24 protein-coding genes are annotated in these 23671 nt (G+C 66.0%); 19 read left to right on the plus strand and 5 right to left on the minus strand.

Going from position 1 to position 23671, the window contains the following annotated elements; translation table 11 throughout:
* Window positions 1-14: 14 nt before the first annotated feature.
* The 10 genes from AAEZ08_RS03225 to dxs all read left to right on the plus strand — a co-directional run bounded on the left by AAEZ08_RS03225 (window position 15) and on the right by dxs (window position 11204).
* A complete protein-coding gene (locus AAEZ08_RS03225) occupies window positions 15-1541 on the plus strand; it encodes a pyridoxal phosphate-dependent decarboxylase family protein (RefSeq protein ID WP_049338947.1) in 1527 nt (508 codons plus the stop codon).
* Window positions 1538-2857 carry a lysine N(6)-hydroxylase/L-ornithine N(5)-oxygenase family protein gene (locus AAEZ08_RS03230; RefSeq protein ID WP_500123702.1) on the plus strand — a complete coding sequence of 440 codons (1320 nt, stop codon included), beginning with the start codon at window positions 1538-1540 and terminating at the stop codon, window positions 2855-2857. The genes AAEZ08_RS03225 and AAEZ08_RS03230 overlap by 4 nt, the downstream gene beginning before the upstream one ends.
* Entirely contained in the window at window positions 2854-4008 is a 1155-nt protein-coding gene (locus AAEZ08_RS03235) for an MFS transporter (protein ID WP_500123703.1), read from the plus strand. The genes AAEZ08_RS03230 and AAEZ08_RS03235 overlap by 4 nt, the downstream gene beginning before the upstream one ends.
* On the plus strand, window positions 4005-4592 hold the full coding sequence (locus tag AAEZ08_RS03240; RefSeq protein WP_126525930.1) for a GNAT family N-acetyltransferase: 588 nt from the start codon (window positions 4005-4007) through the stop codon (window positions 4590-4592). The genes AAEZ08_RS03235 and AAEZ08_RS03240 overlap by 4 nt, the downstream gene beginning before the upstream one ends.
* Complete coding sequence (locus AAEZ08_RS03245; protein WP_500123704.1) at window positions 4589-6397, plus strand: IucA/IucC family protein; 1809 nt, start codon at window positions 4589-4591, stop codon at window positions 6395-6397. Before AAEZ08_RS03240 ends, AAEZ08_RS03245 begins: the two co-directional genes overlap by 4 nt.
* Window positions 6381-7139, plus strand: a complete 759-nt coding sequence (locus AAEZ08_RS03250) for a siderophore ferric iron reductase (RefSeq protein ID WP_500123705.1) — start codon at window positions 6381-6383, stop codon at window positions 7137-7139. Before AAEZ08_RS03245 ends, AAEZ08_RS03250 begins: the two co-directional genes overlap by 17 nt.
* Before the next feature lie 63 nt (window positions 7140-7202).
* The gene (locus AAEZ08_RS03255; RefSeq protein WP_500123706.1) at window positions 7203-7973 is read left to right on the plus strand and encodes a sulfite exporter TauE/SafE family protein; all 771 of its coding nucleotides are present in this window, start codon (window positions 7203-7205) and stop codon (window positions 7971-7973) included.
* A gap of 94 nt (window positions 7974-8067) precedes the next feature.
* Window positions 8068-8310 carry an exodeoxyribonuclease VII small subunit gene (locus AAEZ08_RS03260; protein WP_023445488.1) on the plus strand — a complete coding sequence of 81 codons (243 nt, stop codon included), beginning with the start codon at window positions 8068-8070 and terminating at the stop codon, window positions 8308-8310.
* Complete coding sequence (locus tag AAEZ08_RS03265; RefSeq protein ID WP_500123866.1) at window positions 8310-9197, plus strand: polyprenyl synthetase family protein; 888 nt, start codon at window positions 8310-8312, stop codon at window positions 9195-9197. Before AAEZ08_RS03260 ends, AAEZ08_RS03265 begins: the two co-directional genes overlap by 1 nt.
* A 108-nt stretch (window positions 9198-9305) precedes the next feature.
* A complete protein-coding gene (gene dxs / locus AAEZ08_RS03270; protein ID WP_058065063.1) occupies window positions 9306-11204 on the plus strand; it encodes a 1-deoxy-D-xylulose-5-phosphate synthase in 1899 nt (632 codons plus the stop codon).
* Window positions 11205-11405: 201 nt separating this feature from the next.
* On the opposite strand, the gene AAEZ08_RS03275 is transcribed toward dxs, so the two are convergent.
* A complete protein-coding gene (locus AAEZ08_RS03275) occupies window positions 11406-11882 on the minus strand; it encodes a LabA-like NYN domain-containing protein (protein ID WP_003283053.1) in 477 nt (158 codons plus the stop codon).
* Window positions 11883-11999: 117 nt separating this feature from the next.
* On the opposite strand from AAEZ08_RS03275, the gene AAEZ08_RS03280 reads away from it, so the two are divergent.
* Together AAEZ08_RS03280 and AAEZ08_RS03285 are read left to right on the plus strand one after the other, a co-directional pair.
* A complete protein-coding gene (locus tag AAEZ08_RS03280) occupies window positions 12000-12680 on the plus strand; it encodes a YciC family protein (protein WP_003283052.1) in 681 nt (226 codons plus the stop codon).
* Window positions 12681-12758: 78 nt separating this feature from the next.
* Window positions 12759-13187: a VOC family protein gene (locus AAEZ08_RS03285; protein WP_003283051.1), complete on the plus strand. Its 429-nt coding sequence runs from the start codon at window positions 12759-12761 to the stop codon at window positions 13185-13187.
* A 10-nt stretch (window positions 13188-13197) separates the two neighbouring features.
* Here AAEZ08_RS03285 and AAEZ08_RS03290 read toward each other — a convergent pair whose 3' ends face one another.
* The gene (locus tag AAEZ08_RS03290) at window positions 13198-14028 is read right to left on the minus strand and encodes an SDR family oxidoreductase (protein WP_003283050.1); all 831 of its coding nucleotides are present in this window, start codon (window positions 14026-14028) and stop codon (window positions 13198-13200) included.
* A 119-nt stretch (window positions 14029-14147) separates the two neighbouring features.
* Here AAEZ08_RS03290 and AAEZ08_RS03295 point away from each other — a divergent pair, with 119 nt between their 5' ends.
* Complete coding sequence (locus AAEZ08_RS03295) at window positions 14148-14927, plus strand: substrate-binding periplasmic protein (RefSeq protein ID WP_500123707.1); 780 nt, start codon at window positions 14148-14150, stop codon at window positions 14925-14927.
* A gap of 3 nt (window positions 14928-14930) precedes the next feature.
* On the opposite strand, the gene hrpB is transcribed toward AAEZ08_RS03295, so the two are convergent.
* A complete protein-coding gene (gene hrpB / locus AAEZ08_RS03300) occupies window positions 14931-17456 on the minus strand; it encodes an ATP-dependent helicase HrpB (protein WP_500123708.1) in 2526 nt (841 codons plus the stop codon).
* A gap of 59 nt (window positions 17457-17515) precedes the next feature.
* A complete protein-coding gene (locus AAEZ08_RS03305) occupies window positions 17516-18016 on the minus strand; it encodes a hypothetical protein (protein WP_256332457.1) in 501 nt (166 codons plus the stop codon).
* Window positions 18017-18205: 189 nt separating this feature from the next.
* On the opposite strand from AAEZ08_RS03305, the gene pmcY reads away from it, so the two are divergent.
* The 5 genes from pmcY to AAEZ08_RS03330 all read left to right on the plus strand — a co-directional run bounded on the left by pmcY (window position 18206) and on the right by AAEZ08_RS03330 (window position 21319).
* Entirely contained in the window at window positions 18206-18622 is a 417-nt protein-coding gene (gene pmcY, locus AAEZ08_RS03310) for a periplasmic Zn2+ metallochaperone PmcY (RefSeq protein ID WP_106442383.1), read from the plus strand.
* 24 nt (window positions 18623-18646) lie between these two features.
* On the plus strand, window positions 18647-19537 hold the full coding sequence (locus AAEZ08_RS03315) for a cation diffusion facilitator family transporter (RefSeq protein ID WP_011914730.1): 891 nt from the start codon (window positions 18647-18649) through the stop codon (window positions 19535-19537).
* A 367-nt stretch (window positions 19538-19904) separates the two neighbouring features.
* Window positions 19905-20384: an Lrp/AsnC family transcriptional regulator gene (locus AAEZ08_RS03320; protein WP_017246503.1), complete on the plus strand. Its 480-nt coding sequence runs from the start codon at window positions 19905-19907 to the stop codon at window positions 20382-20384.
* Between the two features lie 148 nt (window positions 20385-20532).
* On the plus strand, window positions 20533-20925 hold the full coding sequence (locus AAEZ08_RS03325; RefSeq protein ID WP_014597796.1) for a globin: 393 nt from the start codon (window positions 20533-20535) through the stop codon (window positions 20923-20925).
* A gap of 175 nt (window positions 20926-21100) precedes the next feature.
* Window positions 21101-21319: a DUF2788 domain-containing protein gene (locus AAEZ08_RS03330; RefSeq protein WP_003283042.1), complete on the plus strand. Its 219-nt coding sequence runs from the start codon at window positions 21101-21103 to the stop codon at window positions 21317-21319.
* 21 nt (window positions 21320-21340) lie between these two features.
* On the opposite strand, the gene AAEZ08_RS03335 is transcribed toward AAEZ08_RS03330, so the two are convergent.
* Window positions 21341-21907, minus strand: coding sequence for a pseudouridine synthase (locus tag AAEZ08_RS03335; RefSeq protein WP_500123709.1), 567 nt, complete (start codon window positions 21905-21907; stop codon window positions 21341-21343).
* Between the two features lie 363 nt (window positions 21908-22270).
* On the opposite strand from AAEZ08_RS03335, the gene urtA reads away from it, so the two are divergent.
* Window positions 22271-23539, plus strand: a complete 1269-nt coding sequence (gene urtA, locus AAEZ08_RS03340; protein WP_102820819.1) for an urea ABC transporter substrate-binding protein — start codon at window positions 22271-22273, stop codon at window positions 23537-23539.
* The last annotated feature ends 132 nt before the right edge of the window (window positions 23540-23671 follow it).

Genomic DNA, 23671 nt, shown 5'->3' on the forward strand with positions numbered 1-23671 from the left:
CCCGAGGAATGTGCATGACCCCGTCCAGTACCGTAGTGCCCTTCGCCCCCGGCCCCGCCAGCAACGGGCTGTTCACCCGCAGCAATCATGATGACTACCGCCGGCTCCTGCAGCAGGGTCTGAACCTGGTGCAGCAGTGCCTGCAGCGTCAGCAGCAGCCGTTCAGCGGCATCCTTCCGCAGGAGCTGGCCGCCGACTTCGAACGCGTCGATCTCGAGCGCCCGCTGGGCGACGCCGGTGCCGCGCTGCGCGAGCTGGATCAGCTCTATCTGCGCGACGCGGTGTATTTCCACCATCCGCGCTACGTCGCCCATCTCAACTGCCCGGTGGTGCTGCCGGCGCTGCTCGCCGAAGTGCTGGTGTCATCGCTCAATTCCTCGCTCGACACCTGGGACCAGAGCGCCGGCGGCACGCTGATCGAACAACGCCTGATCGACTGGACCTGCGCGCGCATCGGCCTCGGCAGTCAGGCCGACGGCGTCTTCACCAGCGGCGGCACCCAGTCCAATCTGATGGGGCTGCTGCTGGCCCGTGAGCACGTCTGCAACCGTTTGTCCGGCCACGGCGGCAACCTCCAGCACGGGCTACCGCCGGACGCGGGCCGACTGCGCATCTTCGCCTCCCGTGCCAGCCACTTCAGCGTGCAGAAATCCGCCGCGCTGCTGGGGCTGGGCTACGACGCCGTGCGCAGCATCGAAACCGACAGCGCCCAGTGCATGAGCGTGCCGGCGCTGGCCCAGGCGCTGGCGGACTGTCAGCGCCTGGGCGAGCTGCCCATGGCCGTAGTCGCCACCGCCGGCACCACCGACTTCGGCAGCATCGACCCGCTGCCGGAGATCGCCGCGCTGTGCCAGCACTACGGCCTCTGGTTGCACGTCGATGCGGCCTATGGCGGCGGCCTGCTGGTCGCGCCGCGCTACCGCCACTGGCTAGCCGGCATCGAACACGCCGACTCGGTCACCGTGGACTACCACAAGTCGTTCTTCCAGCCGGTCAGCTGCAGCGGCTTCTTCGTTCGCCAGCGTCAGCACCTGAGCTACATCACCCACCACGCCGACTACCTCAACCCGCGCAGCCAGACCCGCGAGGGCACGCCGAACCTGGTCAACAAAAGCATCCAGACCACCCGCCGCTTCGACGCGCTGAAGCTCTGGCTGACCCTGCGCATCCTCGGTGCCGAGCATCTCGGCGCGATGTTCGAGGAGGTCATCGATCGCGCCGCCGACACCCATCGCCTGCTCGCCGACGACCCGGCCTTCGAAGTCTTCGCCCCGCGCCTGAGCACGCTGGTGTTCCGCTTCGTCGCCGCAGGCGTGGCGGACGAGCGCCTGGACGAGATCAACCGCGAGATCCGCAAGGCGATCTTCCGCTCCGGCGCGGCGGTCATTGCCGCCACCGTGGTCAAGGGTCGGCAGTACCTCAAGTTCACCCTGCTCAACCCGGAAACCACGCTGGACGACCTGCGCGCCATCGTCGAGCTGATTCGTGACCACGGCGCCCGCCTGCTCGACGACCGTCAACCAGTAGGAGATCGCTCATGAACAAGATCTACGACTTCATAGGCATCGGCATCGGCCCGTTCAACCTTGGCCTGGCCTGCCTGGCAGAGCCCATCGACGGACTCGACTGCCTGTTCCTCGACCGCGCCGAGGGCTTCAACTGGCATCCCGGCATGATGCTCGACAGCGCCACCCTGCAGACGCCGTTCATGGCCGATCTGGTGACCCTGGCCGACCCCACCAGCCGTTTCAGCTTTCTCAACTACGCCAAGCAGATCGGGCGGCTGTACGCCTTCTACATCAAGGAAGACTTCTTCCTGATGCGCCGCGAATACAACCAGTACTGCCAGTGGGTGGTGGAGCAGCTCGACAGCCTGCGCTTCGGGCATTTCGTCCAGCACGTCGACTACCTCGACGAGCGTCGCTGCTACCGCGTGCGCGGGGTGCATGCGCGCAGCGGCGAGGGTTTCGAGTTCCTCACCCGCCGCCTGGTGCTCGGCACCGGCACCACGCCCTATCTGCCGACCTGTTGCGAGGCACTGGCCGAGCACGTCAGCCACAGCGGCAACTACCTGCAGGACAAGCCGCGCCTGCAGGGCAAGCGCTCGATCACCGTGGTCGGCAGCGGCCAGAGCGCGGCAGAGATCTACTACGACCTGCTGCAGGAAATCGACCGCCACGACTATCAGCTGAACTGGATCACCCGCGCGCCGCGCTTCTTCCCGCTGGAATACACCAAGCTGACGCTGGAAATGACCAGCCCGGAGTACATCGACTACTTCCACAGCCTGCCGCGCAGCACCCGGGAAAAGCTCATCGACAGCCAGAAGGGCCTGTACAAGGGCATCAACGCCACGCTGATCAACGCCATCTACGACGAGCTGTACAACCAGAGCCTCAAGGGCGAGGTACCGACCCAGCTGCTGACCAATGCCGAGCTGCGTCGCTGCCAGCGCCTGGGCGATGGCACGCTGGAGCTGGAGTTCTTCCAGCATGAGCTGGAGCAGAGCTATCGCCACCGCTGCGATGCACTGGTGATGGCCAGCGGGTATCAGTACCGCCTGCCGCGATTTATCCAGCCGATCGCCGAACGTATCGCCTGGCAGGCACCGGAACGCTTCGCCGTGGCGCGTAACTACAGCATCGACCGCAACGGCGGCGAGGTCTTCGTACAGAACGCCGGACTGGTCGATCATGGCCTGGTCACGCCGGATCTCGGCATGGGCTGCTACCGCAACGCCTGCATCCTGCGCGAGATTTGCGGGCACGAGCACTACGCGGTGGAAACGAAGATCGCCTTCCAGCAGTTCAGCCTGCCGCAATCGCTGGCACCGCAGGGCGCGGTGGCGGCGCGATGACGCTGCGACGTGCGCTGATCGGCATGACGCTGCTGGCAGTGCTCGGCGATAGCCTGCTGATGCCGTTCTACCCGCAGTACTTCGCCGAGCGCTTCGGCGAACTGCGCAGCGAGCAGGTCGGGCTGTACCTTGCCGCGGTTTGCCTGGTGGCGATGCTCGCCCTGCCGCTGTGGGTACGCCTGTCCAGGCATGCACATCCGCTGCGGCTGCTGATCTTCGGCCAGCTGATGGCCGGACTGCTGGCACTGGCCTGCGCAACGATCGAGCAGCAATGGCTGTTCTGGCCGGTATCGCTGACGATGATCGCCTTCAAGGCCAGTTACCTGCTGATGTATCCCTACGTGATGGGCCTGGTGGGCGCCGACCAGCAGGTACGCACCATCGGCCTGCTCTCGGTAGTCGTGCACCTGGGCGCAATTGCCGGCGCGACGCTGGGCGGCGGGGTGCTGCACTACCTCAGTCCGGCGCGGATGTTCGTGCTGATGGGCCTGATGGACTTCGTGCAGATGGCCGTCAGCCTGCTGCTGTTGCGCCATGCGCCGCAGCCCACCCGGGTCGATGCAAGCACACCACCGAGGCCACGGGAAGAACATCTGGCCATTGCCCGACTGTGCCTGCTGATGCTGGCGTTCTACTTCTGCATCTACCTGGCGCGGCCGTTCTTCACGCTGTACTGGGAGCAGCTCGGTGGGCCTCAGGCCAGCTGGATCACCGGTCTGGTCTATGCCATTCCCGGCATGCTGGCGCTGCTAGCCCTGGCCCTGCACTACCACGCAGGGCAGCACCTGACCGCCTGGCTGCTGCTGGGGGCCGCCGGGCTGGCGTTGCAGGGCATCGAGCAGATGCCGACGGTGCTCGCCGGACGTGTGCTGTTCGGCTGGGCGCTGTACCAGCTCACCGTCGCGCTGGATGCGCGACTGTTCGCTCTTAGCCGGCCGGAGCATTACGGCCGCGACTACAGCCTGATCAACATCTTCCAGAACCTCGGCGTGCTCGCCGCTTCGTGGCTCGCCGGATTGGTGGTGCGCGATGCCGGCCTCGCCGCGCCGTTCTTCCTTTCCGCCCTCGGCCTCGTTCTCACCGCCTGCGTGCTGCGCTGGCTGCTGGTTTCAGCAGCGACGCGTGCGCCCCTCTGTGGAGCCAAATCATGAATACCGCTCTTTCCCGCGCGGATGGTCCGCGCTTCGTTCGCTACTGCGCGCTTGGCGCCATGCACTTTGAAACCGTGCAGCCAGAACATTTGCCGTTACTGCATGACTGGCTGCGCCGCGACTACGCGCGCTTCTGGGCCATGGGCCATTTGAGCTTGGCTCAGTTGACCAATTACGTCGACGAAATCCAGCGCAGCAGCCATCGCGACATTGCCCTCGGCATGTGCAACGGCGAGCCGGCGTTCCTGTTCGAGGGCTATCACCCGGCCCACGACCGCCTCGCCGACCACTACCAGGTGCGCCCCGGTGACCGCGGCATGCACCTGCTGCTCGCCCCCTGCGAGCGCCCGGTGCACGGCTTCAGCCTGGAAGTGATGCGCAGCATTCTCGCCTATCAATTCGCCGACCCGTTCGCGCGGCGCATCGTCGTCGAGCCCGACGCGCGCAACGCCAAGGTGCATGCCTTGAACCAGCGCGTCGGCTTCGTCTACCAGCGCCTGCTGCACCTGCCGGAAAAAGACGCCTGCCTGGCGTTCTGCACCCGCGCGCAGTTCCTCGCCACCCTTCAGGAGAATCCGCAATGAATCAGCTCGTGCAACTACCAACGGTCCCTGCCGACCTGGCCACCGAACACCTGCAGGCCGAACATTGGGCCCGCGCCAATCGCCTGCTGCTGAAGAAAGCCCTGGCCGAGTTCAGCCACGAAAGGCTATTCAGCCCCGAGCCGCTGGGTGACAGCCACTACCGCGTCGCAGTGCCGGACAGCTCGACCGAGTACCGCTTCAAGGCGCGACGACTGGCGCTGGATCACTGGTCCATTGTTACCGACTCCATCGAGAAACTCAGCGATGGCGTGCAACAACCACTGGACGCGCTGAGCTTCATCATCGAGTTCGCCGACACCCTGGGCATCTCGGAAAACAACCTGCCGGTCTATCTCGACGAGATCAGCAGCACCCTGTTCGGCAGCGCCTACAAGCTCGCCAACAGCCCGCTGAGCGCCGCCCAGCTGGCCCTGGCGGACTTCCAGCAGATCGAGACCGGGATCCGCGAAGGCCACCCGGGCTTCGTAGCCAACAACGGGCGGATGGGCTTCGACGCCCAGGATTACCGCGCCTACGCGCCGGAAGCGGCGAGCCCGGTGCGCCTGGTCTGGCTTGCCGTGCACCGCAGCCGCGCCAGCTACAGCGCCATCGACGGGCTCGACCAGCCGACCCTGCTGCGCGAGGAGCTGGGTGGTCAGCTCGACGTGTTTCATAACCAGCTGCGGGCGCTGCAGCTCAACCCCGACGACTACCTGCTGATGCCCGCGCACCCCTGGCAGTGGCACAACATCCTGGCCATCGGCTTCGCCGCGGAGATCGCCAACCGGCACATCGTCCATCTCGGTCTGAGCAATGACCGCTACCTGGCGCAGCAGTCGATCCGCACCTTCTTCAACCAGAGCCAGCCGCAGCGGCGCTACGTGAAGACCGCGCTCTCGATCCTCAACATGGGCTTCATGCGCGGGCTGTCGCCCTACTACATGCAGGCGACCCCGGCGATCAACGCCTACCTCGCCAAGCGCGTGGCCAGCGACCCCGTGCTGCGCGACTGCGGCTTCCAGTTGCTGCGCGAAGTGGCAGCGATCGGCTATCGCAACCCTTACTACGAGCAGGCGCTGCCGGCCAGCAGCCCCTACCGCAAGATGCTTTCAGCGCTGTGGCGCGAGAGCCCGCTGGGCCACATCGAACCCGGCCAGCGGCTGATGACCATGGCCGCGCTGCTGCACAGCGACGGCGACGAGCGCGCCCTGCTGCCGACGCTGATCAGCGCCTCGGGGCTTACCGCCGACCGCTGGCTGCGCCTTTACCTCAATGCGTACCTGAGGCCGCTGCTGCACTGCTTTTATGCCCACGACCTGGTGTTCATGCCACATGGCGAGAACCTGATTCTGGTGCTGGAAGATCACCTGCCGGTGCGCGTTCTGATGAAGGACATCGGCGAGGAAGCGGTGATTCTCGATGGTGAGGCGCAGATTCCCGAGGCTGTGGGTCGCCTGGCGGTATCGGTGCCGGACGAGCTCAAGGTGCTGTCTATCTTCACCGACGTGTTCGACGGCTTCTTTCGCTACCTCAGTCAGATTCTCGATGAGCAGGTCGGCCTGCCGGAGCAGCGCTTCTGGCAACAGGTGGCCGACTGCATCGCCGACTACCAAGCGAGCCAGCCGCAGCTGCGCGACAAGTTCGTCCGCTACGACCTGTTCACCGAGGAATTCGCCCGCTCCTGCCTGAACCGTCTGCAACTGGGCAACAACCGGCAGATGCTCGACCTGACCGATCCGGCCGGTGCGCTGAAATTCGCCGGCACCCTGAAAAATCCCGTCGCGCCCTATGCTCCGGAACGCTGAAACCCAATGGGCGGATGACGAGGCGCTGAACGACCTGCTGCTGCGGGTGCGCAGCGCCCTGCCGGGACTGGACGGTCGCGTCGGCTCGCCAGGACCCGACGAGCTGATGCTGGATCGCCCGCAGTCACTGGTGGCCTTGCTGGCGCACTGGCAGACGGCGCATCCGGAAGCGGGCCGCCATTACTGGGCCGCGCGCTGCTGGACACTGTTGGTCTGGCAGCCGATCTATCTGCAGGTGCTGGCCGTGCAACTCGACGGCCAGTCACCCGAGCTGGACGGTATCGCGCAAGGTATGCAGCAAGGCTTCGTCGCCGGCTTCTGCCTGCCGGATCATCAGCCGCTGCGCGCCGACGCCCAGCACCTGCTGCGCCATGCCGGGCAGCAGATCCGCCAGTTCTGCGCCCAGGCCCATGCGGCTTGCGGCGCGTTGCTCGGCCTGCATCCGAAGCTCGCGCAGCGTCTCGCTGCGGACTGCGTGATGGCCGCGCTGCTGCACGCGCAACGGACCGATGGTTGCGGCAACCTGCAGCTTTGCCGTCGCGCCGATGCCTGGCTGGACGCCTGCGCCATGCCTGGTGCCAGCGGACTGCTGGCGGTGCAGCTGGCCGATGGCAGCACCCGCCTCGGTTTGCAGCGCAAGGCCTGCTGTCAGCATTTCCGCCGCGCCGACGGTGAGCTCTGCGACAGCTGCCCGAAGCTCTCGGCAAACGAGCGCAGCAGGCGCCTACTCATACAGGGCTGAACGACCCGCTAGCCGACGCGCAGCGGCTTGGATACTCTGCATCTTTTTGGTGCAGGCCCACCCATGACGCTGTTCGAGATTCTGCTGCTGGTCGCTGCCGGCTTCGCCGCTGGCGGGATGAATGCGCTGGCTGGTGGCGGCACCTTCTTTTCCTTCCCCGCTCTGCTGGCCATCGGCCTACCGCCGGTGACAGCCAACGCCACCAATGCCGTCGCGCTCTGGCCGGCGAGCCTCGCCGGCGCTTGGGCCGCGCGTTCGAGCCTGCGGCCGCTGGGGCCGTATCTTCTGCCCTTGCTTCTGGCGGGCCTGGCCGGTGGGCTACTCGGCGGCCTGCTGTTGCTGGCCGGCGGCGACGACGTGTTCAGCCTGCTGATCCCCTGGCTGCTGCTGTTGGCCACCGCCCTGTTCGCCGCCAGCCCATGGCTCAGCCGCTGGCTGGCGGCGCGGCGCAAGGAAGAAACTGCCGTGCCACCGCACTCCCCTGCGTCGATGGCCGCCCACGGCCTGGTGTCGATCTACGGCGGCTACTTCGGTGCCGGCATGGGCATCCTGCAGCTGGCTGCGTTCTCCATCGAAGGCCATGCGCTGGTACGCGCCAACGCCCTGAAGAACCTGATCTCGGCTGTGATCTACAGCGTCGCCAGCCTGACCTTCATCATCGCCGGGCGCGTCAGCTGGTACGAATTGCTCATCCTGCTCACCGGCGCCACGCTGGGTGGCTATGCCGGCGGAGCGCTGAGCCAGAAGCTGCCGGCGGCCTGGCTGCGTGTCTTCGTCATCCTGGTCGGCGCCAGCATGACGGTCTATTACTTCTGGGCGACCTACGCCGCCTGATACCCGCCGCGCCGGCGAACCTTGTGGCTGCGACGGGCCTTTCTTTGCTAATGTCGCGCCCGTTTCCGACTCGCTGCCGACGACAGGTTCCCGCATGGCCCGCAAGAAAGCTGCCCTCGATTTCGAACAATCCCTCGCCGAGCTACAACAGCTGGTTGAGCGCCTGGAAAGCGGCGAGCTGTCGCTGGAAGACTCGCTGATCTGTTTCGAACAGGGCATCGGCCTGACCCGCGACTGCCAGGCTGCGCTGAGCCAGGCCGAGCAGAAGGTACAGATCCTTCTCGAACGCGACGGCAGCCTGCAGGAAGCCCCCTTCGAGTCGGACCCCGAAGCATGATGATTGGCGACTACCAGAAGAGCTGTCAGCAGCGCGTCGACGGCTGCCTCGAAACCCTCTTCGCCCCGCCACTGCCGCAGCTCGAACGCCTCTATCAGGCCATGCGCTACAGCGTGATGAACGGCGGCAAGCGCGTCCGCCCGCTGCTGGTCTACGCCGCCTGCGAAGCACTGAACGGTGACAAGGCCAGCGCTGACGGCGCCGCCTGTGCCGTCGAGCTGATCCACGCCTACTCGCTGGTGCACGACGACCTGCCAGCCATGGACGACGACGACCTGCGCCGCGGCCAGCCCACCACCCACAAGGCCTTCGACGAAGCCTGTGCGATCCTCGCCGGCGACGGCCTGCAAAGCCTTGCCTTCGAGGCCATGGCCCAGGCCGAGCACAATCCACAGGACGCCACGCTGCGCCTGCGCATGTTCGCCGTGCTGGCCCGCGCCGCCGGGCCGGCTGGCATGGTCGGCGGCCAGGCCATCGATCTCGGCTCGGTCGGTCTCAAGCTCGATCGCGACGCTCTGGAGCTGATGCACCGACACAAGACCGGCGCACTGATCGAAGCCAGCGTGCAGCTCGGCGCGCTCGCCAGCGGCCATGCCGACGCCGATAACCTCGCCTCGCTGAGCCAGTACGCCCGCACCATCGGCCTGGCCTTCCAGGTCCAGGACGACATTCTCGACGTTGAAAGCGACACCGCGACCCTGGGCAAGCACCAAGGCGCCGACATCGCCCGGGACAAGCCGACCTACCCGGCGCTGCTCGGAATGGACGCGGCCAAGGCCTACGCGCTGGAGCTGCGCGATCAGGCTCTGCACGCCCTGCGGCCGTTCGATACCGCCGCCGAGCCGCTGCGCGAGCTGGCGCGCTATATCGTCGAACGACGCAACTGAGCCTTTTGCCGAAATAGCAGTCAAACCCCTACCGGACCCGGGGCCGTTCTTATCGAGGGGCCCATCGGGTAAACTGCCGCTCTTTTTTCAACAACAACGATCCGCCTGATGCCCAAGACTTTTCACGAGATCCCTCGGGTTCGCCCCGCGACGCCCGTTCTTGACCGCGCGGCGACCCCCGAACAGCTGCGCCGACTGGGCGAGGCGGAACTCGAAGAGCTTGCCAACGAACTGCGCCAGGAGCTGTTGTACAGCGTCGGCCGCACCGGCGGGCACTTCGGCGCCGGCCTCGGCGTGATCGAACTGACCATCGCCCTGCACTACGTCTACGACACGCCGGACGACCGGCTGGTGTGGGACGTGGGCCACCAGGCCTATCCGCACAAGATCCTTACCGGCCGCCGTGAGCGCATGGGCACCCTGCGCCAGAAGGACGGTCTGGCCGCCTTTCCGCGCCGCGTGGAAAGCGAGTACGACACCTTCGGCGTCGGTCATTCCAGCACCTCCATCAGCGCCGCCCTGGGCATGGCGGTCGCCGCGCGTCTGAAAGGCGAGCAGCGCAAGTCCATCGCGGTGATCGGCGACGGCGCTCTGACCGCCGGCATGGCCTTCGAAGCGCTCAACCACGCTCCGGAAGTCGGCGCCAACATGCTGGTGGTGCTCAACGACAACGACATGTCGATCTCGCGCAACGTCGGCGGACTGTCCAACTACCTGGCCAAGATTCTCTCCAGCCGCACCTACTCGAGCATGCGCGAAGGCAGCAAGAAGATCCTCTCGCGCCTGCCGGGTGCCTGGGAAATCGCCCGCCGCACGGAGGAATACGCCAAGGGCATGCTGGTGCCGGGCACGCTGTTCGAAGAGCTGGGCTGGAATTACATCGGCCCCATCGACGGCCACGACCTGCCCACGCTGATCGCCACCCTGCGCAACATGCGCGACCTCGACGGCCCGCAGTTCCTTCATGTGGTGACGAAGAAGGGCAAGGGCTTTGCCCCGGCCGAAGCCGACCCGATCACCTGGCATGCGATCAGCAAGCTGGAGCCGGTCGGCGCCCCGGTCAAACCGAAGAAGCCCTCAGGGCCCAAGTACTCCAATGTGTTTGGCCAGTGGCTGTGCGACATGGCCGCCGCCGACCCACGCCTGACCGGCATCACGCCGGCGATGAAGGAAGGCTCCGACCTGGTGGCCTTTAGCGAGCGTTACCCGGAGCGTTACTTCGACGTCGCCATCGCCGAGCAGCACGCGGTGACCTTGGCCGCCGGCATGGCCTGCGAAGGTATGAAGCCGGTGGTGGCGATCTACTCGACGTTCCTCCAGCGCGCCTACGATCAGCTGATCCATGACGTCGCGGTGCAGAACCTCGACGTGCTATTCGCCATTGACCGCGCCGGGCTGGTCGGCGAAGACGGCCCGACCCATGCCGGCAGCTTCGACCTCTCCTACCTGCGCTGCATCCCCGGCATGCTGGTGATGACGCCGAGCGACGAGAACGAGATGCGCCGCATGCTCACCACCGGCTACCACTTCGAAGGCCCGGCCGCAGTGCGCTACCCGCGGGGCAGCGGCCCCAACGCCGCCATCGAGCCGGGGCTGGAACCGCTGGAGATCGGCAAGGCCGTGGTGCGCCGCAAGGGGAGCAAGGTGGCGCTGCTGGTATTCGGCGTGCAGCTGCCGGAGGCGCTGCAGGTCGGCGAGGCGCTAGACGCCACGGTGGTCGACATGCGTTTCGTCAAACCGCTAGACGAAGCCCTGCTACGCGAATTGGCGGGCAGCCACGAGCTGCTGGTGACGATCGAAGAGAACAGCATCATGGCTGGCGCCGGCAGCGCGGTAGCCGAGTTCCTTACGGGCGAAAGCATTCTCAAACCGATGCTGCATCTGGGCCTGCCTGACTACTACGTCGAGCACGCCAAGCCGAGCGAAATGCTCGCCGAGTGCGGCCTGGATGCAGCCGGTATCGAAGCGGCCGTGCGCAAGCGCCAGGCGGCACTCGGCAAAGCCTGACGTCGTTCTGGTGGATGGGTGAAGCGTCATCCACCCTACGATCACAGCGCCGCTGAGTGGGAGGCGTAGGGTGGAAAACTGCGCAGCATTTTCCACGACGTGGCTCCGCTGCGGTGGATGGGTGGAGCATCATCCACCCTACACTGGCAACTCCGAGTGGCCCCGTTGGCAGACAATCCCGTTCTCTCAAAGCGGCGGATTTCAGCCACGCAACAACAAATCACCTTCGATCGGCACGTAACGCGTTGCGGCACGGATCAGCGATTGGGCGGTGAGCCCAGGCACGCCGTAGGCCGTCGCTTCGGCGCCACCGGCACGCACCCGCTCGAGCAGCAGGTCGAAATCGCCGTCGCCGGAAGCCAGCACCACTTCGTCGACCCGCGCCGCCGCGTCCAGCACGTCGATGGTGATGCCCACGTCCCAGTCGCCCTTGGCCGAGCCGTCGCTGCGCTGAATATAGGGCTTGAGCTTCACTGTGAACCCCAGGTTGCGCAGGATCTGCTGGAATTGCTGCTGGCGCGCATCGCCACGTTCGATGGCGTAGGCGTAGGCCTCGACGATGGTGCCGCGCCGACTGACGTCAGCCCACAGCGCCGCATAGTTGAAGTGGCAGCCATGGGCCTGACGCACGGTGTAGTAAAGGTTCTGCACATCGGCGAACAGAGCGATCTTCTTCACGCGGCAGCCTGAGTCTGGAATGGGCCACCAGTATGGACGGCGAAATCACGCATGTCCCGCCCTCGCCGCATCCGTTACAGTGACGCCCCGAAACGACTCCCTCACCTTCGGTCTGCAATGAACGTTCTTGCCATCCTGCGTGACGCCTGGTTCTTCTACTCCCGCCATTTCCTGACCATCGTCCGGCTCTGCCTGCCGCTGATCCTGCTCGAAAGCATCACCCGCCTGGCGCTCGATCACTGGCTCGGTGAGAACGCACCGCCCGCGCTGGACCTGCTGGTGGGTCTGATCTTCTATCCGCTGTACGTCGGCGCGCTGATCCTCTATCTGGATGCACGCAGCCGCGGCCATGATCCGGCGCTGCGCGCGGTATATGCCCGAGTACTGCCGCTGTGGCCGGCACTGGCGGTGCTCTCGGGGCTGGGCTCACTGCTGATCCTGCTTGGTGCTTCGCTGTTCGTGCTGCCGGGCATATGGGTGATGGTCAAGATCGCCTTCGCCGAGTACCTGCTGGTACTGCGCGGTCTGTCGCCACTGGCAGCGCTGAAGCAGAGCTTCCTCCTCACCCGCGGGCATTTTCTGCTGGTACTCGCCTGCGTGATGACCGTGCTGTTGCCGATCTGGATACTTGAAGTCTGGATAGCTGCTCAACTGTTCGCCGAGCAGACGCCACCGCTGCTACCGTCGATGTTGCTGGATGGCGTAGTCGGCCTGCTGCAGCTGCTGCCGACGATCATGCTGTTCCGTTGCTTCATGCTTTGCACCGAGCCGCCAGCACGCGCGCCAGATGCCGAATGAGCCAATCTCCCGGCTAACGCTCCGGCGCAGCGCTCTGGGCCTGCTAGGCTTGGTCCGGCTACATCAGGAGATGCCGCAATGACCGAACAGAACCCAAGCATCCTTTCGCACATTTCCCTGGGCAGCAATCGCTTCGACGAAGCGGTTGCCTTCTATGACCAGGTCCTCGCCCCCCTTGGCTGCAAGCGCATCCTCGAACACCCCGGCGCGGTTGCCTGGGGTCGCGAATACCCGGAATTCTGGATTCAGCGCCCCATCGATGGCGGCAGCGCATCCGTGGGCAACGGCACCCATGTCGGCTTTTTCGCCGCTGCTCAGGCGGAGGTAGACGCCTTCCATCGCGCGGCAATCGCCGCCGGCGCAGCCGACGAAGGCGCACCCGGCCCGCGACCTGAATATGGCGAGCCCTACTACGGCTGTTTCGTGCGCGACCTGGACGGCCACAAGATCGAGGCGTCGTATTGGGACATGGCGCTGATGCAGGAGCTATACGGCAGCGACGCCTAGCGGGCCGTATTCAGGAGGCGCGCCCGCCGAGCAGGCGCGGCAGCAGCAAACTCTGGTACAGCCGCGGGAAACAGCGCGCCAGCAGTTGGGCCTTCCAGTCCAGGTTGGACAGCACCAGCAGCCGGCGCCGGCGAAGCGCGCCCTGATAGATTGCCTCGGCCACATCCTGCGGCGATGCCACCCGGCCAATATCCAGCACCGGCTGCGGCGCGGTGGAGCCATCGCCGACCAGCACGTTCTTGCGCAGATCGGTGGCGGTGTAGCCTGGACAGACCAGCATGACGTTGACATCGGTATCGCGCAGCTCGCAACGCAGCGTTTCGAATAACCCGTGCAGGGCATGCTTGCTGGCGTTGTAGGCGGCACGGTCAGGAACTGGCGCATATTGCGAAAGCGAACTGAGCACGATGATCTGCCCGTCCCGGGCAAGCAGGCTCGGTAGCGCGGCCTGAGTACAATTCAGCGCGCCATAGAAATTGACCGCCATGACCCGCTCAAAGACTGCCAGGCTGGTGGTCGCTACCGGGCTGCGATGGGTAATGCCGGCGTTATTGATCAGCACGTCGATGCCACCATAACGCTCGACCACCAGAGCCACTGCGCGCTGCACCGCTTCTGCATCGCTAACATCGCAACAAAGACCTAGCGCGTCGGTATTGTGGTGATCGGCCAGATGCTGCACCAGGCCATCCAGCGCATCCTGTTGCAGATCGAAGATAACCAGTCGCGCGCCTGCCTGAGCCATGCGCACTGCCAGTGCGCGACCGATACCGGCGCAGCCGCCGGTGATCACCACCACCTTGCGGTTGAATACCTTGCGATCGAACACCTTGCGCTGCATGGGCTACTCCTTCGTGTCGCATTCTTCGCGTCGTGGTTTGAGCATAGGTCGATATATACGGACATTCCTCACGCCGCAGCAATATGGCTCATGGACAACCGGGCATCGCCTGAGCATCCTTGTTGGAACAACGCAAGGCAGCGATTGATCCATTGAAAGCACTTCTCTATCTGGCCGTGACGGTGATCCTGGGCGTACCTGCCGCGTCCTTGGCCGAGCCCACTGCTCCGCGCATCCTCAATGTCGGTTATTACGAATTCGCCCCCGCCATTTACACCGATGCCCATGGCACTGCACGCGGCGAGCTGGCCGAACTGACGCGGCGTGTCGCGCGGCAGGCAGGCTACGGGGTGCGCTTTCGTGCACTACCCAGTGCGCGCCTCTACGGCGCATTGGAGAAGGGCAGCATTGATTTATGGCCCGGAGCCCAAGGCAAGCCGGAGCTGGCGGCACATACGCTGGAAGGCCGACACATGCTCAGCCAGATCAATCTCAATCTGTATCACCGTGCGGGTACGCCAGCACCGCGCATACCTGAAGACCTTGCGGGCAAGTCGCTGATCCTGATCGGCGGCTACAGCTACTGGCCCAACATCAACGCACTGCTCGACGACCCCGGCCTGGACCTGCGCGTGCTGCGCACCAGCAATCACCTTTCTGCGCTGGAAATGTTGCGACGCAACCGTGGCGATTACCTGCTCGATTACCAGATTCCGGTCGAGCAGGCCCGCCAGCGGCTGCAGATGGAAGAATTGCCCTACCAACGCCTGACCCAGGTCCCGATCCACTTCATCGTTTCACGCCATGCGCACGACGCCGAAACCATCGTCGATGCACTGGATCAGGCCTACGAAACGCTGCGCCAGGCCGGCGAAGACCTCAGCCTGCCCTCCGACTGAGCCTCACTGCCCGCGTGGCTTGGCCCGGGCGGTGGGCTCGGCGACCAGCGGATCGTCCGGCCAGTAGTGCTTGGGGTAGCGCCCCTTCAGATCCTTCTTCACCTCGGCATAGGTATTGGCCCAGAAGCTGGCAAGGTCCTGGGTGACCTGTACCGGCCGGCGCGCTGGCGACAGCAGGTGCAGCTTGACGACCTGCCGGCCGCCGGCGATACGCGGCGTGTCGGCCAGGCCGAACAGCTCCTGCAGGCGCACCGCCAGCACCGGCGGCTGCTCGCTGTAGTCCAGCCTGATGCGCGAGCCGGAGGGCACCGTCACGGCCACCGGTGCCTGCTCCTCCAGGCGCTGCGGCAGCGGCCAGGGCAGCAGGGTGGCGAGCATCGCGGCGAGATCGAGCTGGGCGAAGTGCGCCAGCCGCGTGACCTTGCCCAGATAAGGCAGCAGCCAGTCCTCCAGGCGTGCCAGCAACGCGGTGTCGCTGACGTCCGGCCAGTCGCTGGTGTCGCCCGCAGCCAGATCGAGCTGGCGCAGCAGGCCGATGCGCGCCTGCCACTGGCGCAGCTCCGGCGTCCAGGCCAGCAGCTCCAGCCCCTTGCGCCGCACCAGCGCGAGCAGCGCCTTGCCACGTGCTTCTTCGTCCAGCGTCGGCAGCGGTTCGCGACTGAGCACCAGCTCGCCGACCCGCCGCTGCCGCTCGGCACGCAGCACGCCCTCGCGCTCGTCCCATTCCAGCTCGTCGCGCACGGCGACCTGCTCGGCCAGCGCGCTCTCGAACAAGGCCGGGTCCAGCGCCACGGCGCGATAGATGCGCTCCTCGCGCTGGCCCTGGTGACTGCCCAGCTCGGCGATCACCAACCAGGATTCCTTCATCAGCGGGTCCGGCTCGCCGAACTGCGCCGCGCGGCCGTTGGCCAGCCGATAGCCACCGCCGCCCTCGCGGCGCTGGCGGGCCACCCGGTCCGGATAGGCGAAGGCCAGCAGCGCGGCCAGCGCGTGTTGCTCATCGAGTTCAGCAGCCGGCGCCGCCGCGGCAGCGCGCAGCAAGCTGCGAAACTGCCGGGCCAGTTGCCGGACGCGCTGCACCCCAGCTCCACGACCATCCTGCAACTGATGCAGGCGCAGAGCGAGATCGGCTCCGCCGCCGCGCTGCCCGCCGGGTTGAATGTCACGCTCGACCAGCAGCGCCGCCACGTCGGCAGCCAAGGCAGCCACACCCAACGCCTGCCCGCGCAGCAGCATGTGCGCCAGGCGCGGATGCACCGGCAGCCCGGCCATCGCCTGGCCGTGACGGGTCAGCTGCCAGCCGCCGTGCTCGCTGCGCTGCAGCGCACCGAGGCGCTCCAGCAGGGCCTGCGCCTGACCGTAGGCGGCGGCCGGCGGACGATCGAGCCAGGCCAGCTCGTCGGGCTCGACGCCCCAGCGCGCCAGCTGCAGCGCGACGCCGGCAAGGTCCGCCTGGAGAATTTCCGCCTCACCGTAGGCCGCCAGCTGCCCGTGCTGCTCCTCCGACCACAGCCGGTAGCAGGCGCCCGGCTCCAGCCGCCCGGCCCGCCCCGCCCGTTGCGTGGCCGAGGCGCGGGAGATGCGCCGGGTTTCCAGGCGGGGCATGCCACTGCCGGGATCGAAGCGCGGCACCCGCGCCAGCCCGGCGTCCACCACCACCCGTACACCTTCGATGGTCAGACTGGTCTCGGCGATATTGGTCGCCAGCACCACTTTGCGCAGGCCCGCCGGTGCAGGCTCGATGGCCGCACGCTGCTGGGCCAGCTCCAGTTCGCCATGCAGCGGGCAGAGCAGGATGTCGCCGCGCCCCTCCAGCTGTTCGGTCAGCGCTTCGTTCACCCGACGGATCTCGGCCTGCCCCGGCAGGAACACCAGCACGCTGCCGCGCTCGTCCTGCAGCGCCTGCAGCACCGTCTGCACCACCCGCGGCTCGATGCGCTCGCCCGGCGCCAGCGGGCGGCCCCAGCGCTGCTCCACCGGGTGCATGCGCCCCTCGCTGCGCACCACCGGTGCCTCGTCGAGCAACGCCGACAGGCGCTGGCCCTCCAGCGTCGCCGACATCAGCAGCAGCTTGAGCGGCTCGTCGCGCAGCAGCTGACGCGCATTGAGCGTCAGCGCCAGGGCCAGATCGGCATCCAGGCTGCGCTCGTGGAATTCGTCGAAGATCACCAGCCCGACGCCTTCCAGTGCCGGGTCGTCCTGCAGGCGGCGCGCAAGGATGCCCTCGGTGACCACCTCGATGCGGGTGTTCGGCCCGACCTTGCTGTCCAGGCGGATGCGGTAGCCGACCGTCTCGCCGACCCGCTCGCCCAGCTCGCTGGCCAGGCGTTCGGCGGCGGCGCGGGCGGCCAGCCGGCGCGGTTCGAGCATGATGATGGTCTGCCCAGCCAGCCAGGCTTCGCCGAGCAGCGCCAGCGGCACGCGGGTGGTCTTGCCGGCGCCGGGCGGCGCCTCGAGCACGGCTTCGTCGCGCTGCTGCAGGGCCTGGCGCAACGCAGGCAGGGCTTCGTCGATGGGTAGGGAATTCATGAGCACTCGCTTCGGGCAGACGATTCAACAACCGAAGCGCCCGCCCGAAGCTGGGCGCATCAGTTGACGCTGTAGCCGCGTCCGGTCAGGCAGGCACCGAGGGCGCGCTTGTAGGTGTCGGCAACGCTGGCCGCCGGGGCCGTCCGGGCGCTGGCCGGGTCGAAACCGCTCTGGCTGACCGCCCAGCTATGGCACTCGTAGCGGTCGCGGCTCTGCTGCTCGGCACTCTGGCCCTTGGCCGGATAGGCGATCACATCATATCGCGTGGCCTCGCTGGCCGGCAGCGGCGGCTGGCTGACGGGTTCGTAGACGTTGCGCTCGGCATTCCACAGGTAATAGGTTCCGGCGGCGACGAAGTAGAGCATGCTGCCGATCCACACTTCCCGCGCGCCGGCTGGCAGTCCGTGCCCATGACGCGGCCCTGGCGCAGGGTAGGGCCCCGGGCCTCCCGGCCCACGCTGCATGCCCGAACCCGGCCCGGGCGGTGCAGCAAGGGCGGTCGCTGCAACGCAGAAGGAAAGGAACGCGCCGAGCGCGGCGCGCGGCAATGATCCGAACATGGTGGTGCACTCCGAGTGAGAGGAATCGCCACGCGATTATCCGCCTGAGCCGCGCAGGGCTCCGTCAATGCTCGGTAAGGACTGGGTAAAGCTGCCGGGTACCGAACACCCGTGCGTGCGGCATGGTCTGATGTCGAGAAAACATCATCCAGCCCTTGTATAGTTGCGCCACTTTTCCCGGAGGTCTTTATGCGTACCCGTAACCGAATCATCGGCGGCGTGTTGGCCGCTTCCCTGTTCACCCAGCTGACCGCCTGCGGCACGCTGTTCTATCCCGATCGCCGCGGGCAGATCGAAGGCCGCATCGACCCGGCGATTGCGGCTCTGAATGCAGTCGGCCTGATCTTCTACCTCCTCCCTGGCCTAATTGCTTTCGGTATCGACTTCGCCACTGGCGCGATCTACCTGCCCGACGACCAGTACTCCGTTGCGCCGGAGAAACTGCAGGAAGCGATCGGCGCCGATGGGCAGATCGACCAGGCCCGCCTGAAAGCCATCATCGAGGCGGAAACCGGCCGCAGCCTGCCGCTGGACGACCCACGACTGATCCAGCACAACGGCAGCGTCGAGCAGCTGGCCGCTTTCGGCCTGCGCCCGGCCGCCTGACGCGCACAGGGATAGCCGCCGCCGATGAGCATCAATCGCGACCACGCCCGGCTCATGCGCCGGGCCACCGCCGCGGCATTGGCGACGGCCATCCTGCTGGCGCTGAGCAAGGCCGTCGCCTGGTGGCTGAGCGGCTCGGTGAGCCTGCTGGCCGGCCTCACCGACTCGCTGCTGGACGGCGCCGCCTCGCTGCTCAACCTGCTGGCGGTGCACTACTCGCTGCGCCCGGCGGACGACGATCACCGCTACGGCCATGGCAAGGCCGAGGCACTGGCCGGGCTGGGGCAGGCGGCATTCATCTGCGTCAGCGCGATCCTCGTCGGCGTGCAAGGCGTCGACCGCCTGCTGCATCCGCAACCGTTGGGCGCGCAGGGTGTAGGTATCGCGGTGATGATCTTCTCGCTGGTGATGACCGCCGTGCTGCTGACCTACCAGCATCACGTGGTGAAAATCACCGGTTCCACCGCCGTTCGCGCCGATTCGCTGCACTACCGCTCCGACCTGCTGCTCAACAGCAGCATCCTGCTCGCGCTGGTCCTCGCCAGCTTTGGCTGGGAGCGTACCGACGCGTTGTTCGGCATCGCCATCGCCTTCTACATCTTCTGGAGCGCGATCAGCATCGTCCGCGAGGCCGGGGCCGTGCTGATGGATACCGAGCTGTCGCCGGAGATCAGCGAACAGATGCAGCAACTGGTCTGCGAAGTGCCCGGGGTACATGGTTGCCATGACTTCCGCACGCGGGTTTCCGGCACGCGCTGGTTCGTCCAGTTGCACCTGGAACTGCCTGGTGAACTGCCGCTGTCGCAGGCACATGATCTGTGTGTGGCGGTGGAGAATGCGATTCACGACCGCTATCCGAACGCGGAGGTGCTGGTGCATGCCGACCCGCTTGAGGTGGCGCCGCCGAGGCGGTGAGCCTTCGACCAGTGTGAGGCGTCGGGACGAGAGCCCCTGTCGATCACATCCAAACCCCACAACGCCCACAACGAAAAAGACCACGCCTGGGCGTGGTCTCTTCGATTCGTCTGGCCGATGGTAACGGCTGCTTCGCACGGTGCCTCGTGAGCGCCGGAGGCCCGGACCGTCGGTCTCGGTAAGACTTTCGGTGACCGCGGCGGGGATCGCGTGCCGTGGTCGTTCTGCCGGGGGCTGAAGTTGAGATAAAGCTTACGCCGCCCCGACCGGCACCGGATTGCGAAGATTGCTGATCAAGGCACCTCTTGCGCAATCAACAGCCCTGGATCCATCATCACGCGCAATCCGACCCCAAAGGCATCCCTCCATGAGCAAACTCGACCGCTACGACCTGCGCATTCTCGCCGAACTGCAGCACGACGCCCGCATCTCGAACCAAGAGTTGGCCGAACGCATCGGACTGTCGCCCTCGCCCTGCTCACGCCGCGTCAAGCAACTGGAAGACGACGGCTATATCGCTCGCCAGGTAGCCCTGCTCGACCGCAAGAAGCTCGGCCTGACGCTGACCGCCTACGTGCTGATCGGCATGGACCGGCACACCCCGGAGCGCTTCGAGCACTTCGAGGGCGTGATCGGACGCTGCCCGGAAGTGCTGGAATGCAGCCTGGTCACCGGCATGGATGCCGACTACCAGCTCAAGGTGGTGGTGCCGGACATGGACCACTACCAGCAGTTCCTGCTCGGTACCCTGACGCGTATCGAAGGCGTCTCCAGCGTGCGTTCCAGCTTTGTCCTGCGTCAGGTGGCATCGAGCACCGAGCTGCCACTGGAGCATTTGCGCAGCTGAGACGCAGCGCACAGGCTGTACCCTACTTTCCGAAGGGTTACTGCCTATAATCCGCGCCCTTGTATCCGGTGTCGCCAGGCGCGCCGGACAGCCGAATGCGACGCTCCGTACAGGCGCCGCTCCCGAACCTTCGTGCCAGGGATGCCCCATGAACGACACCAACCGCGTCATGCAGAGCTATGGCCGCTGCTGCGCGAGCCCCCGCTTCTTCGATGACTTCTACGCCACCTTTCTCGCCAGCTCGCCAGCGATACGGGAGAAGTTCGCCCGTACCGACATGACCGCGCAGAAGCAGCTGCTGCGCGCCGGCATCCTCAACCTGGTGCTGTTCGCCCGCGGCATGCCGGATACCAAGCTCCGTGCGCTGGGCCAGAGCCATTCGCGGGCACAGCTGGACATCCATCCGGAGCTCTATGACCTGTGGATCGATGCCCTGCTCAAGACCATCGGGCAACACGACGAGGACCTGCAGCAGGCGGACCTGCAGGCCTGGCGCGCGGTGCTGAACAAGGGCATCGATGTGATCAAGGCGGCCTACTGAATTCGGGCGAGACATTTCGCCGCACCGGCGCCCGGTCGGCGCGATCCGAACGCTTTGCGAGCACGACCGTCCAACCAGCGGTGGCACACGCGCCGCTTTGCGCAGGCGTATACTGCCCCGCTTTCGCGCCCGGCCTGCCACGGGCGCATTCGTCGAAGTCACTCAGGAGATCCCTGTGGAGCCCGAAGTTTTCGAAAAGTGGATGATGATCGTGCTCGTCGGCGGGCTGATGGCCTTCATGGCGTTCATCATCTGGGACCTGGCCAAGAAGTCGAAGGCCGGGCGCCTTGGCACCGCCATCCTCTTCCTCGGTCTCGGCCTGTGCCTGTTCGCCTTTCTCGCCAAGCCGGTCATCGGATACATCATCGAAGTGACTCAGGGCATCCCGCACTGAGTTGAGGCACCGGCCGGCGCGCTACAGCTGCGCCGGCACTTCCCGCCACTCGCCCGGCTGCAGGCCGTCCAGCGCCCAGGGGCCGATGCGCACCCGTACCAGGCGCAAGGTCGGCAAGCCAACCGCCGCCGTCATGCGCCTCACCTGGCGATTGCGCCCTTCGCGAATCACCAGCTCCAGCCAGCTGGTCGGTACGCTCTTGCGAAAGCGCACCGGCGGATTGCGCGGCCACAGCTCGGGCTCATCGAGCTGCCGCGCTTCGGCCGGCAGGGTCATGCCGTCGTTGAGTTCGACGCCATCGCGCAAGCGCTGCAGCTGCTCGGCGCTGACCTCACCTTCCACCTGCACCCAGTAGGTCTTCGGCAGCTTGTGCTTCGGGTCGGCGATACGCGCCTGCAGCTGGCCGTCGTTGGTCAAGAGCAGCAGACCCTCGCTGTCGCGATCCAGTCGGCCGGCCGGGTAGACGCCCGGCACCTGCACGAAATCCTTCAGCGTCGCGCGGCCATCGGCATCGTTGAATTGCGTGAGTACATCGAACGGCTTGTTCAGCAGCAACAGGCGTGGCTCGCTCGGTGGTGCCTTGGCCACTCGCCGCGGCGCGGACGGGCGCGCGGTTCGTGCAGGCGGACGCGAGGATGGAGGACGCGGTGGGCGGGGCATGGCGACGGGTCTCGATGCGGGCCGGCCATGCTAGAAGTGACGCTCGGCAGCCGCAAGTGGCGGAGCCCTCCTGTGCAGCACTGAAATCGGGCAAAGCGGCCTCCAGCGGTGCACCACCGGCCTTCGCGTGCACCAGCATGGCTCACCCCGAAGGCCGGCAAAACAACGACAGATCGCCGCAAAGCCTCGCCCCATAAGGCTTTGCGCCATTTGGCACGGATGCTGCCATTACTCCTGGCGTTCCGATGTTTTCAGCCCACAGTTGCGCACGGACAGCCAAGGAGCCCCACAATGAAACGCCGTCCTCTGATCAAGACCACCCTCGCCGCCAGCGCCCTGATGCTCAGCGGTCTGTTCCCCTTTACCCTGCAGGCCGCCGAGACCATCAAGGTCGGCATCCTGCATTCGCTGTCCGGCACCATGGCCATCTCCGAGACTTCGCTCAAGGATATGGCGCTGATGACCATCGACGAGATCAACGCCAAGGGCGGTGTGCTCGGCAAGCAGCTCGAGCCGGTGGTCGTTGATCCGGCGTCCAACTGGCCGCTGTTCGCCGAAAAAGGCCGCCAGCTGCTGACCCAGGACAAGGTCGCGGTGACCTTCGGTTGCTGGACCTCGGTGTCGCGCAAGTCCGTGCTGCCAGTCTATGAAGAACTCGACGGCCTCTTGTTCTACCCCGTGCAGTACGAGGGCGAGGAGCTGTCGCCGAACGTGTTCTACACCGGAGCCGCGCCAAACCAGCAGGCCATCCCGGCGGTCGAGTACCTGATGAGCGAAGACGGCGGCAGCGCCGAGCGCTTCTTCCTGCTCGGCACCGACTACGTCTACCCGCGCACCACCAACAAGATTCTGCGTGCCTTCCTGATCAGCAAGGGCGTACCGGAGTCCAGCATCGAAGAGGTCTACACGCCGTTCGGCCACAGCGATTACCAGACCATCGTCGCCAACATCAAGAAGTTCTCCGCCGGCGGCAAGACCGCAGTGGTCTCGACCATCAACGGCGACTCCAACGTGCCCTTCTACAAGGAACTGGCCAACCAGGGCCTGGAAGCCACTGACGTTCCGGTCGTCGCCTTCTCTGTCGGTGAAGAAGAGCTGCGCGGCATCGATACCAAGCCACTGGTCGGTCACCTGGCCGCCTGGAACTACTTCCAGTCCGTGGAAAACCCGGTCAACGAAGCCTTCGTCAGCAAGTGGAAAGCCTATGCCAAGGCCAAGAACCTGCCGGGCGCCGACAAGGCGGTGACCAACGACCCGATGGAAGCCACCTACGTGGGCCTGCACATGTGGGCGCAGGCGGTCGAGAAAGCCGGCACCACCGACGTCGGCAAAGTACGCGACGCGCTGGCCGGTCAGACCTTCAAGGCGCCGAGTGGCTACACCCTGACCATGGACGAAAAGAACCACCACCTGCACAAGCCAGTGATGATCGGCGAAGTCCAGGACGACGGACAGTTCTCGGTGGTCTGGGAAACCGAAAGCCCGGTCCGCGCGCAGCCATGGAGCCCTTACATCCCAGGCAACGACAAGAAGCCGGATCACGCGGTGAAGTCGAATTAAGGGTAGGTCCGCAGGGTGGGCCGGGCGGCATTCCGCTTCAGTCCACCAGCAGATATCACACAGCCCACCCTACGACAAGAAACCCACCGGACCGACACTACGAAACATCCGCCTAAACGCTCCACCAAGAGA

This window comes from Pseudomonas sp. E45-MNA-CIBAN-0222 (genome assembly GCF_040310405.1).
GTDB lineage: Bacteria > Pseudomonadota > Gammaproteobacteria > Pseudomonadales > Pseudomonadaceae > Stutzerimonas > Stutzerimonas stutzeri_AC.